The sequence below is a fragment of the Pedobacter sp. UC225_65 genome, from assembly GCF_042698365.1.
Taxonomy (GTDB): domain Bacteria; phylum Bacteroidota; class Bacteroidia; order Sphingobacteriales; family Sphingobacteriaceae; genus Pedobacter.
Window position 1 is genome coordinate 3,162,559 of sequence record NZ_CP170550.1, and the last position, 13,615, is coordinate 3,176,173.

A 13,615-nucleotide genomic window follows, 5' to 3' on the forward strand; every position below is an offset into this window, starting at 1 on the left:
CAATTTAAAAAATATTTTTAGTTAAATGCAGCAATACCTTTTTCTATTCTGTTTTGGGTTTCTTCAACACCCAGTAATACAGCGATATCGAATACACCTGGCCCAAACTTACCACCTACCAACATGATCCGTAGGGGCAACATCAGTTCGCCAGGTTTAAATCCTTTGGTTTCGGCCAAGGCCTTAAATTGTTCTTCCAATTGTAGTGCTGAAGAATCTGTATTTAGATTTTGAGCAAAATCCTGGAAAAATGCCGCTTTTTCTGGACCCCATTTTGGTTTTACCGCAGCTGAATCATATTCGTTTGGTGCAGTGAAAAAATAACTTCCTTGGCTAACAAAATCGCCTAACAGGTTACAACGGTCTTTAACCAGATCAATCACTTTTAATAAAAAGGCTTCGTTCTTAACGGCTATATGTTGTTCGGCCAACAAGTTGCCCACTATAGGTTGCAAACTTTCGGCTGTCGATTTTTTGATCCATTCGTGGTTATACCATTTTGCTTTTTCAAAATCGAATTTTGCACCAGCTTTGCTGATACGGTCAATCGAAAACAACTCCGTCAATTCAGCCAAAGAGAATATTTCTTTGTCAGTACCATCATTCCAACCCAACATGGCCAAAAGATTGACAAAAGCTTCCGGCATAAAGCCTAATTCTTTAAAACCTTTGGTTACATCACCTGTTTTAGGATCTGTCCAGTTCATGGCATAAACCGGAAAACCTAAGCGGTCGCCATCACGCTTGCTCAATTTACCATTCCCATCTGGTTTCAAGATCAAAGGTAAATGTGCCCATTGTGGCATTGAATCTTCCCAACCTAAATATTTCCATAATAAAATATGGATTGGTGCCGATGGCAACCATTCTTCGCCCCTAAAGGCATGGCTAATTTCCATGGCCTTATCATCGGCCACTACGGCCAAATGATAGGTTGGCATACCATCAGCCTTTAACAATACTTTATCATCCACTAAATTGGTGTCGAAACTTACCAATCCTCTGATCATATCCACAAAAGAAACCGTTTCATTCTGAGGGATTTTAATCCGCACCACATAAGGCGTCTGCGCAGCCAGTAATTCCGCCACCTCGTTCTCACTTAAAGTCAACGAATTGCGCATTTCCATACGTGTGGTCTGCCCATATAAAAAGTTAGGAGCCGTTGCTCTTTTAGCATTGAGCTCTTCTGTTGTATCAAAAGCATAATATGCATAGCCATCAGCAATCAATTGCTCTGCATATTGCTTATAGCTCGCTTTGCGCTCACTTTGGCGGTAAGGACCAAAAGCACCTGGTTTTTGCGGACTTTCATCAGGTGTAATGCCACACCAGTTCAAACAATCAACGATATATTCTTCGGCACCTTCTACAAAACGGGTTTGGTCTGTATCTTCTACACGTAAAACAAATGTTCCATTGTGTTGTTTAGCAAACAAATAGTTAAACAAAGCGGTACGAACGCCACCTAAATGCAAACCTCCAGTTGGGCTTGGTGCAAATCTTACTCTGATATTCTTTTCCATTACACCGCAAAGATATATTTTTTACCTCGTTTACGTTTCTGTTGATATATTTTTGATTGCTATTTTGTAATTTGCCCTCACCTGTTATGAATCCATACCAAAAAAAGCGCCGTTGGAAATTCTTTTTGTTAGTGTTTGCTATCGTTATTGGTGCGGCTTCGGTATTTTATACCAATTCTTTTATCAAGAAGATGGAACGGGAAGAGGCAACGCAATTCCAGCTGAGGGTTAAAGTACTGGAACGGCAAATGAACATGTACGATATTGATCAGTTTACAGATATTTTTGAGACGATCAGGAAAAATCTGAAAATGGATGTGATCATTACCGCAAAAACGGCCAAAAACCCCGACTCGATCTACAGCTGGACAGGGTTGGACACGACAAAAACACTCTACAATGTTGGCGGCAAGAACCAAACCCTTGAATTTGATTCGTTATATTTTGTGCGACAGCTTAAAATAATGAAAAAACAACACCTGCCTATAAAAATGCAGGGCTTGTATATTGACGGCAAAGGTTATGAAGAATTAAAAGCCTATTACAAAGACTCATTTATTTTAACCCAATTGCGGTTTTTTCCTTATATCCAGTTAGGCGTCGTGGCTTTATTTATCTTGGCCGCCTATGTGGCCTTTAGTTCTGCCCGCAGGGCCGAGCAAGATCAGGTTTGGGTGGGGATGGCCAAAGAAACGGCCCACCAGCTGGGCACGCCAATTTCGTCGCTCATGGCTTGGGTAGAACTCATCAAATCGAGGTTCGATGCAGAAGACGACCCACTGGTTGCAGAAATGGAAAACGACATCCATCGCTTGGAGATGATCACAGATCGTTTCTCTAAAATTGGTTCGAAACCGATATTAGAAGACCATGTTGTATTTGTTGTAGTCCAAAATTTTATCAATTATTTTAAGATCCGTACTTCAGACAAGATCAATTTTATCATTACTGGCGACAATCAGGTAAGAGCAATGCTAAGTATTCCCTTGTTTGATTGGGTGATTGAAAATCTTTTGAAAAATGCCGCCAATGCCATCGAAAATGAAGGTACAATTACCGTCAATATTATTGAAAACTTAGCCAAAGAGGAAGTTTTTATCGATGTAAGCGATACAGGGAAAGGTATTCCCCGTTCTAAATTCGATACGGTTTTCCAGCCGGGTTATACCACGAGAAAACGGGGTTGGGGCCTAGGTTTGTCCTTAACCAAAAGGATGGTTGAAAACTACCATAGCGGACAGATCTTTGTAAAAGACTCTGAGTTGGGCAAGGGCACAACCTTTAGGATAGTATTAAAAAGTAGCATTACATATGAACCGACCACAGACACAGGAATACCCAGAATGGTATCATAGATACATTAGTCTCATAGACGGCAATATCAGCCAGATCTTAACAAATCAGGCTACAGACTTTCCCAATTTCATCAATAACCTAATTGAAAAGGGCGATTATGCTTATGCACCGGGCAAATGGACCATCAAAGAAATGGTTGGTCATATTATAGACACCGAGCGCATTATGGTGTACAGGTTATTGTGTTTTGTAAGAGGCGAACAGGCAGCATTACCGGGCTTTGAAGAAGACGACTATGTAGCCAATGCCCATTTTAAAGACCGTACTTTATTTAGCCTCTCCGAAGAGTTTGCCATTCTGAGGAAATCAAATCTTTACCTGATCAATTCCTTAAATGAGGAGGAGTTGGACAGGATTGGAAATGCCAATGGAAAAAACATCAGTGTAAGGGCTTTGGTCTTTATCCTAGCAGGACATGTGATCCACCATACCAATATAATTAAAGAGCGTTATTTATGATCTGGTTCAAAGAATTTACTCCAGCAATGTTAAACGATAGACCAAAAAACCATATTGGTGCATTGTTGGGCATCGAAATTACCGAAGTGGGAGAGGACTACATCTGTGCCACCATGCCTGTTGATGAACGGACACATCAACCTGCAGGCATCCTGCATGGCGGAGCATCGGTTGTACTGGCCGAAACCTTAGGCAGCATTGCCGCTTACATGTGCATAGACCCTGCTAAACATATTGCTGTAGGCTTAGAGGTAAATGCCAACCATCTACGTCCGGTAAGCAGTGGTTTGGTTAAAGGGATTTGCAAACCTTTACACATTGGTGGAAAAACCCAGGTATGGGAGATTAAAATGTATAACGATAAGGGCAAGATGAATTGTATCAGCCGCTTAACTGTAGCTATTTTACCTAAGCCTATTTAAAGCCAACCTTGGTTCGTGCCGGCACGAACCAAGGTTATTTTGCAAAAGCTTTCAAGACCAATGCGGCAACATCTCTTGTAACCTGCGTTGGCGAATTGCAATCACAGTTACTTAAGCCGATCACATAAATATCGGCACTGGGAATATATACACCCATGGTTTTAAAACCAAAAATACTGCCTCCATGCTCTCTCACCGGGATTCCATTGAGCGCTTTAAGATGCCAACCATATCCATAGGCAAGTGCTTCACCATTGTTTAATTGATAGGTTGCAAATGCCTTATTTATTGTATTGGCACTAACCAATGTATTTTTGTTTAGGGCCTCTTGCCATTGGAGCATATCATCTACGGTAGACATTAACGAGCCAGATGAAAAAGGAATGCTAAAGCTGATCTTGTTTTTATTTACATACCCCTCATCATTCTTACGATAGCCATATGCTCTTTTTGGCATAACAGCAATATCATTGGCATAGCTAGAGTGTTTCATTCCTGCCCTATCGAAAATGTTTTTATTGATGTAATGTTCATAGGTTTCACCCGAAACCAATTCGATGATATAACCTAAAACGGCATAACCAGAATTGTTATACTCGAATTTTTCACCAGGCGCAAAATCAACCTGCTCATTTTTAAAAAAGTCTACCAGCTCTTTAGGCGATAAGTCTTGCTGTGCAATTTTGCTCAGCGATTTCATCTTGGTAAAATCTTTAATCCCAGAAGTATGCGTTAACAAATGGTGTATCGTGATCTTATCACCAGCGGGATAGTCTGGGATATAGCTAACAATAGGAGCTTTTAGTTCCAATTTGCCTTGCTCAGCCAGTTGCAATATGGCAATAGCTGTAAACTGCTTGGTCATAGATTCCAATTGAAATACATTGTCGGGTGTCAAATCCACATCAAGCTCAATGTTTGCTTTACCAAAAGCTTTCCGATAGATTGGCTTCCCATCTTTAGCTACCATAAACACAGCTCCTGGGCCGTTTTTATCTTTAAAAACAGTTAAAAGCAAACTGTCTATTCTAGTTTCCAAGTTCTGTGCATTTACCGAGCTCAACGGGCTCCACACAAGGGCAAAAAGGGTAAATAAGATACAAATCGACTTAAGGTGTTTAATCGTCATGATGGATAAAGATCTGATTGTTTTTAATTCATGTTGTCTATTACAAAAAAGTCCGTAAACCAATTCGACTTACGGACTTTTCCACTAATAATTTTTCTGTCTAGCCTTGTTTATCCAGCCATCTTTTCTCGATGATGTAAGAAAGAACCAAGCCTAAGCCCCCGCAGATACTGATGCAGCCAAAGTAAACCGCAACGGCCTGCCCTTCTTCCGAATGGGTCATGTTACTGCCGAAAACTCCTCTAACAGTAAATAAGGCAACCAATAGGCCTATACCGAGACCAACCAACAATAAACCAAATTTTAGGCTTAAAAAGGGTTGTGGCGTTGACTTGCGAACTCCGGATCAATGCCGCGTTCTATCATTGCCATTTTTTCTTTGTTAGAAAGATATCTGATGCCAAAGACCATAGCAGTAGTACAGATAAAAAGTGTGATGGGTACTAATATGCCTTCCATGATTTTATTTTTTTATGTGTTAAAATTCTTTTTGTTTATGAACCGTGTTCTGAATACTATGACAACAGCAAAAAAAATTAGGTTACACGAGACACAAAAAAATATTTAATGGCTCTGAAATTTGGCTATCGGAACAATATATCGTATCCCTCCTTATAGCACCGAAATCCTATAACTTCAACATTTCGCGTTAAATTAGGCTAAAAAATATCTGGACATTCTATTATCTTAGCCAAAAGTATTATCCATTGCAGCATATCCAACAAAAAATAAATGGCATATATGCCCTCCCCAATGCAGAACTACAATTGCTGCTCAATGCAATGGAACGTGTTGAATTTGCCAAAAACCATATCATCATCAGCGCCGATAAAGTAGAACGTTATCTCTATTTTATCGAGAAAGGCATTGCCCGAGCTTATTGTTATACCGATAAACAGGAAGCTACTTTTTGGTTTGGCCAAGAGGGCGACCTGGTACCTATCTTACAACAGTTACATCAATCAACAACCTGGCTACGAAAATATTGAGCTTTTAGAAGATAGTGTCTTATATCAGATTTCTGACCGCGCCTTACAAGAACTTTATACCAATTATATAAGTTTGGCCAATTGGGGCCGAAAACTAGCCGAGCAGGAATTGATCAAAACCGAAGAAAGATTGATCAACAGACAATTTAGAACTGCTATAGAAAGATACAATGAATTGATTACCCAAACCCCTTCACTCATCAGAAGAGTCCAGCTGGGGCATATTGCTTCTTATTTAGGCGTAACGCAAGTAACCTTGAGCAGGATTAGGGCCGAACTTAGATAAGATCACTTCATTTTTTAACAAATGTTAAATGCCAGGCAAGTTGATCAACCCATCTTTGCAAAAAAAATAAAATTATGAGTTGGATCTATTTATTGGTTGCAGGCATGTTAGAAATCGGGTTTACCACCTGTTTAAAATTATCAAACAATTTTACCAACCTGAAATGGGGTGCAGGATTTTTGGTCTGTGCCATCATGAGCTTCGTTTTTTTAAACAAGGCAACCGTTAATCTACCTTTAGGAACTGCTTACGCCGTATGGACAGGGATTGGCGCAGTAGGCACAGTAATGGTAGGTATCATCTTTTTTAAAGAGCCATTTAGTTTCTGGAGGATGTTCTTTATCACCACTTTGATCATTTCTATTTTAGGCCTAAAACTTTTTGCCGAAGGTAAAGCCCAATAATTTCGTAAATTGCTGTAACCTGATTGGAAGTATAGGCGTCTCACTCCTATCATATGCAGCAAGAAGAAACCGATTTAGCCATAATTACAGCAGTACTGGCTGGCAATACCGCATCTTACTCGGTGTTGGTTAAACGCCATCAGCGCTTTGTATTTACATTGGCGATGCGTTTTGCCAAAAACAGGGAGGATGCAGAAGAGATTGCGCAGGATTGTTTTGTAAAAGCTTATCGGGCCCTCGGAACTTTTAAGCAGACCTCTAAGTTTTCTACCTGGCTGTATACGATCGTTTATACTACGGCAATGACTTTTTTGAGAAAGAAAAGGCTCGACACCCAATCTATCAATGATGATGAACATGTCCTGCAGATTGCCAATAGTGGCACTGGGTTTGATGCCGATCTTGTAGAGAAAAAGTCTAGTCATGCTTACCTAAACCAGGCCATTGACCTGCTTTTACCAGATGATGCGGCCATTATTACCTTATTTTATAAAGGCGAGCAAAGTTTAGAGGAAATTGGACTGGCCTTAGGCATGGAGCCCAATACCGTAAAAGTAAAACTGCACCGGGCAAGGTTACGTTTGAAAGAAAAATTACAATATTTGTTAAAGGATGAAGTTAAGGAATTGATATGAATACGATAGAAGAACAACTTTGGAACTACATTGATGGCCATTGTGGCCCTGCCGAAAAATCAGAAATCGAGGCCAAGTTAGCCATCGACCATCAATTTTACAGCATCTATCAAGAGCTGTTGGTCGTTCATGGCCAACTCAACAATCTTGATTTTGAAGAACCTTCCATGTCCTTTACACGTAATGTAATGGAACAGGTAAAGTTAGAGCTTCCACCTGTGGCCTTAAAAACGAAGGTAGACAAACGGATTGTTTATGCTTGCGGGGCGATGTTTATCATTCCGTTAATCGGCATATTAGCTTATATCATTACCAAAACCGATTTAAGCCTTATCAACATGCCAAAAATAAATTTTGCTTTTGATTTCCATAAAGTATTCTCCCCATTATTTATACAACTATTTATATTGCTTGATGTGATCTTAGCGATGGTCTATCTAGATAGTTATTTAAGAAAAGGAAAAACAACTGCACAAAAAAAGGGAGGTTAAAACCTCCCTTTTTTGCTTTTTATCAATTACTTTATTTTTTAAAGTAGATCGGCAAAGTAACTTGGGTCATATCCCAAGCCATCACCAAATTAGCGCCATCTGGCAAATCGGTAAATGTCATCGAAAAAGATTCAATCACTTTATCCAACTTCGTTACCGGAACATCTACGCGCACTATATCTTTCTTTTCATCGTAATTAAATGCACCCCATCTATCGGTTTGTTTATTTACAATAATGGTCCATTTATCTTTAGTAGGAATGGCAAACAAAGTGTATTTACCTGCTTTTATTTTTTTACCACCAATCGTAACTGATTTATCAAAATAGATCTCTGTATTTTCATTGGCACCTAGGCGCCAAACTTTATCAAACTGCTCTAATACTCCAAAAATCTCTCTCCCTTTTTTCATTGGGCGTGAGTATAAAACTTTGATGATAGGCATTGAATTGTCTTCCTTTTTAACCTTTGCGGCATTTAAAGGATAATACAATGCATCCATTGGACTCGAATCTACATTCGGAAACTTAACTGCTGAAGTTTGTGCATTTACACAAAGGCCAAACAATGCCAATATCAGGCAGAGGCTTAATTTCTTCATCACAAAAGGGATTAAATTCTACGTATAGAAGACCTAGTATTGACGGCCTTTTACAATTTTGTTCAAAAACAGACCAGCGAAGATCAGGCCAAATATACCGCCTAAAAGAACCCAGCCAAAACTAGTGGTAACTGCGATAACCGCTAACATTCCCGTTAAAAGACCGATTACGTACCAAACCCACTCAAAACTATTTTTATTTTCTTCTGTACTCATTTTCGTTTATGATTTGTGCCAAAGGTAAATATTTATTTTAAAAATATTGGGGCATTTAACGTTCAGATTTTAACAATTCGTTGATTTTGACCATTTCATAACCCGATTTTTTTAAATATTGAATGAGCTCTGGCAGCTTGTTATAAAACTTGTCTGTCCTTTTTGGATCTGTTCCGATGTGCAGCAAGAGCATAAATCCGTTTAGGCCATTGGGCTTGTTCTTATCCTGGTCAATGATAGATTGATAGATCTCTTCGGTACTTCGGTATGATTTGCCCATTTCTGGATAGGTATAATCTGCGTTAGAACGGGTCCCAGGAGTAAAATTCACCAACTGCAAACCCATATCATTGGTCCAATCGGCAATCTGTTGGTTATACCATTCGTAAGGGGGCAAAAAATAAGGGGCATCTTTTTGGGCTATCCCAAAATTTTGCATGGCCTGGTAATTGGCCTTTAAATCTGTTGTAAATTGGGCTTTGGTAACCAATAAGCTATCTCTTTTGGTCCAATCGTTATAAAGTAGATGCGCATCAGAGTGGGCGCCCAAATAATTACCATTGGCTTTAAGGTTTGTGATTATTCCTTTAAATGCTTTATTACGGTAAAATTTACCCGTAAAAAAGAAAGATGCTTTTACTTTGTTTTTGTTTAAAGTAGCCTGTATACTTTTCCCTCCGTCGGCAAATTCATCTCCGGTAAAAACCAGAGCAATTTTCTTTTCGCTTGTTTTACCTCTAATGACCGCACCTTGCAGACTTTGAAAATCTTTATTGATGGGTTTTACCCTGCTATCAAATGCGGCCAATAAATAAACCAACGATGCTGTTCCATCCATGGTGGGTTCGTTCGTGCTATAATCTCCATAATCATCGTGGTAAACCGCTAGGTCGCTCTGGAATTCGGCATAAGCATCCGGTTTTGTCAATTGGATGCCGATTAGGTTTTTGTAAATGCTGGTGTACACTGGCCCATCAACCAAACCACCGTCAATCGGATAGTTTTTCAGGTGTGTAAATGCAGAATGGGGATCTGTTGGTGTATCGCCCCAATTGGGCAGGCCATAAACCATGCTTGTACCCCAAGGATTACAACCAAAGATCCAGTCGAAATTGGCCTGCTCCAACTCTGTAAAAGTTTGGTCGCCACTCAATTGTTTATACCAAAAGCATTGCATGGCAAAGGCAACAGTTAAGTTATTGCTACACCAGATAAAAGGTATACCTCTATAAAAAGCATTCTTTTTTGCCCTTGCCCACACCTGTTCAATCCCTTGTTTGTAATAATTGGTCAACTGTGCTTTTTGCGTACCCTTACTTTGCTTGGCCAATTCGTAATGCCCGATATTGATAAAGGGATAATATTGATAATGGTTCGCCGTATCACTGGCCAACCAAGGGGTGATGGTTTCTTTTTGGGCGTAGGCGAATGCTTCGTCCAAACTATTCTGTCTGCTTTTTGCATTGGCCGATTGGAGGATAGATGCATAAGCCAATTCCATGTCGTCAACCCAATTGTCTTCAGCGTAGATATAAGGCGATTTGACCGATACGGTTTGTGTTACTCCTTTTTTGATATTGGCAAAAGCCAAGGCACTCTTTGCTTTTTTAGCTAAGATTTGTGCGTACGTTTTATCTTTCGTTTCAAAAAGCTTGGAGCCCAATACAAAAGCACTGGTAAATTTTGCAGCGGTAGAACTTGTTCCCGTTGTATTGTTCATAAACTTACCTCGTTGCTGTGGTTCACCGTCTATATAATAAAGTGGTCGTTCAAAACCCTTTCCATATTGGCTATCCTCTTTGGGTATGCGCATTGAAATATGGTCGCGGTCGTCTGCCAATTGGTTAAACATCACATTATCTTTTGGATGCATCTTCAACAACCAATCCAAGCCCCATTTGGCTTCATCCAATACATCGGCCAAACCATTCTTCCCATCTAGCCCATTGGCCTGCTTTTCATCGCCAAAAGCTTGAGGAAAATCTCTATAGGCCATTAACAGGTGATAGGCCGCATTGGCAGAGGTGGTAGAATATTGCAGGTAATCGCTGGCGTCGTGCCAACCCCCAGAAGCATCCATATGTGTACTGTCTTTAATTCCGGCCTTTGCACCGTACAGCACAAAACCATCATGGGTATGGCAGCTGTCTCTTAAAAAAGGATTAAATCCGCTACGCTGTTGGCGCATGTAACGCAAAGCGAAGTCTGCCGTATGCCGATACACATCTGCATTGATCATGACCTGTGGAGAAGTCACATTATCTACCTTGATCAGGTATTTCCCCTGGGTTTTAAAATCAGAGAAATTAAGTCTAGCCGTAGTATTAAAGGGCCCATAAGCACCAAAAGATTGAATCGCCGTTGAAGAATAGACAACCTTACCCGTCTGCTGATTCACCAATTCGAATTTTTGGGGTAGCTGATTGGTCTTACTTGCCCAAATGGCCACTTTACTTGCCGAAGGTTGATAGCCCAGTAGGTTGATCCTAATCCAACTGTTGCTGGCATCATGTTTTTCGTAAAGTATATTAAAAGAGAGCAAGGGTAAAAAAAGGAACAGGAAGCTTAGTCTTAACGCAAACTTGGTCATTATCAATAGGATTTTGTGTAAAAGTTGAATACGCTAAATTAGCTAATTATCATCCAATTGTAAAAGAAGTAAAATATAATTTGGAAATTAATCAATCGATTGATTAATTTTGTCTCGTCAAAAAAGCAAAATGGAAAAAACTGATAAAAAGACCGATATCATCGAGGCAGCAGAAAGGCTGTTTTGTGAATTTGGTTATGAAGGAACTTCTACCCGTCAAATTGCAAAAGAATCTGGCGCCAACATGGCCATGATCAATTATTATTTTGGAAGCAAGGAGGGTGTTTTGCTAGAGATCATGGAGTCTAGAATATCAGGCTTCAAATCGCAGTTAAACGCAATTGAGGAAGAAAAAATCTCTCCAAAAGAAAAAATATTAAAGGTTGTTGAACAATATACCGCCCGCATCTTTTTAAATATCTCTTTCCACAAGCTGATGCACAGAGAGCTTTCGTTAACGCAAAGGCCAGAGATATTTTTAAAAATCAAGGAAGCCATGGCCCAAAACTTAACGGTAACGAATCCATTATCAAAAGAGGATCACAGAAGGGATATTTAGGCAAGTTGATATCAGAATGACAATCATCAGCATCATGGGTACGATTAGTATGGCGGCTACATCGCCCAATAAGGTTATACCAGACCAAGACTTCGACATCAACAATAAAAAAGACAGGTTGCTACTTAGAGACCGATTGGTGAGCCACCTACAAGATCTTATCTTAACACATTTAACAATCCCCCAAAAATGATCAATTATAAAATTAAATCGCTCATAGCTGTTCTACTGCTGCCAGCAGTTTTACATGCGCAATCCATCAAAAAACTAAGCCTCCAGGAGGCTATAGATTTAGGTGTTGCCAATAGCAAGAACCTTAAGCTGGCACAAAACAAAATAGACGAATCTATAGCCAAATTGGCCGTTGTTAAAGACAATGTGTTGCCAACTGCAACCGCAAGTTTTTTGTACAACCATGCCGAAATTCCTACCAATACCTTAAGCATAGGTGGTGGCGACCCACTCCACTTGCCGAACAGAGCTGATGCCTTTGTGGGTACCGCAGCGGTTCAAGAAGTGATTTATGGTGGTGGAAAATATAGATATGCACAAGAATCTACCAAGCTTTTAACCGATGTAGCCCGTTTAGATGCAGATAAAAATAAGGAAGAGGTGAGCTATGCCATCATCAACACTTATTTTTCACTCTTTAAATTGATGCAGAGCAAAAAGGTAGTGGCCCAAAACCTAGAATCGATTGCCAGTCAATTAAAGCAGGCACAACGTTTTTTTGAGCAAGGTATCGTAACTAAAAATGACGTATTGAGGTTTCAACTACAACAGGCGAACATCTCGCTAACTGATCTGGAGATCGAGAACAACCGCAAGATTGTGAATTATAACCTCGACATCCTTTTAGGCTTACCTGAAGAAACGGAAGTGGCCATTGCCGAAAGTGAGCTGCCTTTAAACACTGTTGAGCCTTTAACAACGTACATGAGCAAGGCTTTTGCCAATCGTCAGGAGTTGCAACAGTTAGACCTCCAAAATAAAGTAGCCGATATCAACATCAAAACCATCAAGGCCAATACACGTCCTACGGTTGGTGTGGGTGCAAATTTGTATTATATCAATCCAAGTGGCAGCTTTATTCCACCATCAGAACAGTTTATTGTTCCGATCACCATCGGTGCTACCGTTTCTTGGAATGTTGCTTCTTTATGGACCAACAAAAACAAGGTTGCTGAAGCCAAGATCCAACAAAAAGAAATCGGTATCCAAAAAGATATTTTATCAGACAACGTAAAAACAGAGCTGAACAAAAACTACCAGAACTATAGGTTGGCTTTACAAAAAATCAATGTCCTTGAAACTTCTATTGCGCAAGCAACAGAAAACGATCGCCTATTAGAATCGAAGTACAAGAACAACATCGCTTCTGTTACCGATAGGATCGATGCAGAGACCCTTTTATATCAAGCCAAGATCAACCTGGAGTTGGCCAAGGCCGATGCAAAACTCTCTTATTATACTTTGTTAAAATCAACAGGAAAAATTTCACAATAACATAACCATAACAACATAGATAATGACAACAGAAGCAAAAAAGAAGAGCAAAGTTCTTCCCATTATATTAGGTGTATTAATTGTTTTAGGAGCCGTATTCGGCATAAACGAATATTTATATTCTAGTAAACACATCGATACGGATGATGCCCAGGTTGATGGAGACATCAGTCCCGTGGTAGCGCGTGTAGGCGGCTACGTAAAAGACATTAATTTTGAGGAAAACACCAAAGTAACCCAAGACCAGATATTGGTAACTTTAGATGACCGCGATTACAAAATCAAATTAGAGCAGGCACAAGCCGGTCAGGTGGGTGCAAATGCAGGTGTTGGTGTATCGCAGGCACAAATTACTGCAACTTCGGCAAATACAAGTACGGCAAAAGCAAACATAGAAGCTGCTAAGATCAAATGTTGAAGCGGCAAACGTTAAATTAAACTTAGCG

The 13,615-nt window shown here is 39.9% G+C and carries 18 protein-coding genes; 12 read left to right on the top strand and 6 right to left on the bottom strand.

What is annotated here, in order from left to right:
• Nucleotides 1-17 precede the first annotated feature (17 nt).
• Nucleotides 18-1,526 (bottom strand): glutamate--tRNA ligase, encoded by a 1,509-nt coding sequence (gene gltX / locus ACFJIZ_RS16580; RefSeq protein WP_379086456.1) that lies wholly within the window; start codon nt 1,524-1,526, stop codon nt 18-20.
• Between the two features lie 86 nt (nt 1,527-1,612).
• Between gltX and ACFJIZ_RS16585 the strand changes: the two genes are divergently transcribed.
• The 3 genes from ACFJIZ_RS16585 to ACFJIZ_RS16595 are packed head-to-tail and all read left to right on the top strand — an operon-like array spanning nt 1,613 to nt 3,763.
• Entirely contained in the window at nt 1,613-2,881 is a 1,269-nt protein-coding gene (locus tag ACFJIZ_RS16585) for a sensor histidine kinase (protein WP_379086459.1), read from the top strand.
• Nucleotides 2,838-3,341, top strand: a complete 504-nt coding sequence (locus tag ACFJIZ_RS16590; protein WP_379086462.1) for a DinB family protein — start codon at nt 2,838-2,840, stop codon at nt 3,339-3,341. The genes ACFJIZ_RS16585 and ACFJIZ_RS16590 overlap by 44 nt, the downstream gene beginning before the upstream one ends.
• Nucleotides 3,338-3,763, top strand: a complete 426-nt coding sequence (locus tag ACFJIZ_RS16595) for a hotdog fold thioesterase (protein WP_379086465.1) — start codon at nt 3,338-3,340, stop codon at nt 3,761-3,763. The genes ACFJIZ_RS16590 and ACFJIZ_RS16595 overlap by 4 nt, the downstream gene beginning before the upstream one ends.
• 34 nt (nt 3,764-3,797) lie before the next feature.
• Here ACFJIZ_RS16595 and ACFJIZ_RS16600 read toward each other — a convergent pair whose 3' ends face one another.
• Nucleotides 3,798-4,892: a serine hydrolase domain-containing protein gene (locus ACFJIZ_RS16600; RefSeq protein ID WP_379086468.1), complete on the bottom strand. Its 1,095-nt coding sequence runs from the start codon at nt 4,890-4,892 to the stop codon at nt 3,798-3,800.
• A 100-nt stretch (nt 4,893-4,992) separates the two neighbouring features.
• Nucleotides 4,993-5,184 carry a hypothetical protein gene (locus tag ACFJIZ_RS16605; protein ID WP_379086471.1) on the bottom strand — a complete coding sequence of 64 codons (192 nt, stop codon included), beginning with the start codon at nt 5,182-5,184 and terminating at the stop codon, nt 4,993-4,995.
• Nucleotides 5,185-5,599: 415 nt separating this feature from the next.
• On the opposite strand from ACFJIZ_RS16605, the gene ACFJIZ_RS16610 reads away from it, so the two are divergent.
• The 5 genes from ACFJIZ_RS16610 to ACFJIZ_RS16630 all read left to right on the top strand — a co-directional run bounded on the left by ACFJIZ_RS16610 (nt 5,600) and on the right by ACFJIZ_RS16630 (nt 7,697).
• Complete coding sequence (locus ACFJIZ_RS16610; RefSeq protein WP_379086474.1) at nt 5,600-5,881, top strand: hypothetical protein; 282 nt, start codon at nt 5,600-5,602, stop codon at nt 5,879-5,881.
• Nucleotides 5,808-6,167, top strand: coding sequence for a Crp/Fnr family transcriptional regulator (locus ACFJIZ_RS16615; RefSeq protein WP_379086476.1), 360 nt, complete (start codon nt 5,808-5,810; stop codon nt 6,165-6,167). Before ACFJIZ_RS16610 ends, ACFJIZ_RS16615 begins: the two co-directional genes overlap by 74 nt.
• A gap of 74 nt (nt 6,168-6,241) precedes the next feature.
• On the top strand, nt 6,242-6,571 hold the full coding sequence (locus ACFJIZ_RS16620) for a DMT family transporter (RefSeq protein ID WP_379086479.1): 330 nt from the start codon (nt 6,242-6,244) through the stop codon (nt 6,569-6,571).
• A gap of 53 nt (nt 6,572-6,624) precedes the next feature.
• The gene (locus ACFJIZ_RS16625) at nt 6,625-7,206 is read left to right on the top strand and encodes an RNA polymerase sigma factor (protein WP_379086482.1); all 582 of its coding nucleotides are present in this window, start codon (nt 6,625-6,627) and stop codon (nt 7,204-7,206) included.
• Nucleotides 7,203-7,697: a hypothetical protein gene (locus ACFJIZ_RS16630; protein WP_379086485.1), complete on the top strand. Its 495-nt coding sequence runs from the start codon at nt 7,203-7,205 to the stop codon at nt 7,695-7,697. The genes ACFJIZ_RS16625 and ACFJIZ_RS16630 overlap by 4 nt, the downstream gene beginning before the upstream one ends.
• A 31-nt stretch (nt 7,698-7,728) precedes the next feature.
• On the opposite strand, the gene ACFJIZ_RS16635 is transcribed toward ACFJIZ_RS16630, so the two are convergent.
• The 3 genes from ACFJIZ_RS16635 to ACFJIZ_RS16645 are packed head-to-tail and all read right to left on the bottom strand — an operon-like array spanning nt 7,729 to nt 11,104.
• Nucleotides 7,729-8,298 (bottom strand): DUF2911 domain-containing protein, encoded by a 570-nt coding sequence (locus ACFJIZ_RS16635; RefSeq protein WP_379086488.1) that lies wholly within the window; start codon nt 8,296-8,298, stop codon nt 7,729-7,731.
• Nucleotides 8,299-8,331: 33 nt separating this feature from the next.
• On the bottom strand, nt 8,332-8,514 hold the full coding sequence (locus ACFJIZ_RS16640; protein WP_379086491.1) for a hypothetical protein: 183 nt from the start codon (nt 8,512-8,514) through the stop codon (nt 8,332-8,334).
• A gap of 55 nt (nt 8,515-8,569) precedes the next feature.
• Nucleotides 8,570-11,104, bottom strand: a complete 2,535-nt coding sequence (locus ACFJIZ_RS16645; RefSeq protein ID WP_379086494.1) for a glycoside hydrolase family 9 protein — start codon at nt 11,102-11,104, stop codon at nt 8,570-8,572.
• A gap of 130 nt (nt 11,105-11,234) precedes the next feature.
• On the opposite strand from ACFJIZ_RS16645, the gene ACFJIZ_RS16650 reads away from it, so the two are divergent.
• From ACFJIZ_RS16650 to ACFJIZ_RS16665, 4 genes are read left to right on the top strand one after another with little or no spacing between them, the layout of a single operon-like run.
• Entirely contained in the window at nt 11,235-11,663 is a 429-nt protein-coding gene (locus ACFJIZ_RS16650; protein WP_379086497.1) for a TetR/AcrR family transcriptional regulator, read from the top strand.
• Nucleotides 11,664-11,697: 34 nt separating this feature from the next.
• Nucleotides 11,698-11,856 (top strand): hypothetical protein, encoded by a 159-nt coding sequence (locus ACFJIZ_RS16655; protein WP_379086500.1) that lies wholly within the window; start codon nt 11,698-11,700, stop codon nt 11,854-11,856.
• Nucleotides 11,853-13,169 carry a TolC family protein gene (locus ACFJIZ_RS16660; RefSeq protein WP_379086503.1) on the top strand — a complete coding sequence of 439 codons (1,317 nt, stop codon included), beginning with the start codon at nt 11,853-11,855 and terminating at the stop codon, nt 13,167-13,169. The genes ACFJIZ_RS16655 and ACFJIZ_RS16660 overlap by 4 nt, the downstream gene beginning before the upstream one ends.
• 22 nt (nt 13,170-13,191) lie before the next feature.
• The gene (locus ACFJIZ_RS16665) at nt 13,192-13,587 is read left to right on the top strand and encodes a biotin/lipoyl-binding protein (RefSeq protein ID WP_379086505.1); all 396 of its coding nucleotides are present in this window, start codon (nt 13,192-13,194) and stop codon (nt 13,585-13,587) included.
• Nucleotides 13,588-13,615 lie beyond the last annotated feature (28 nt).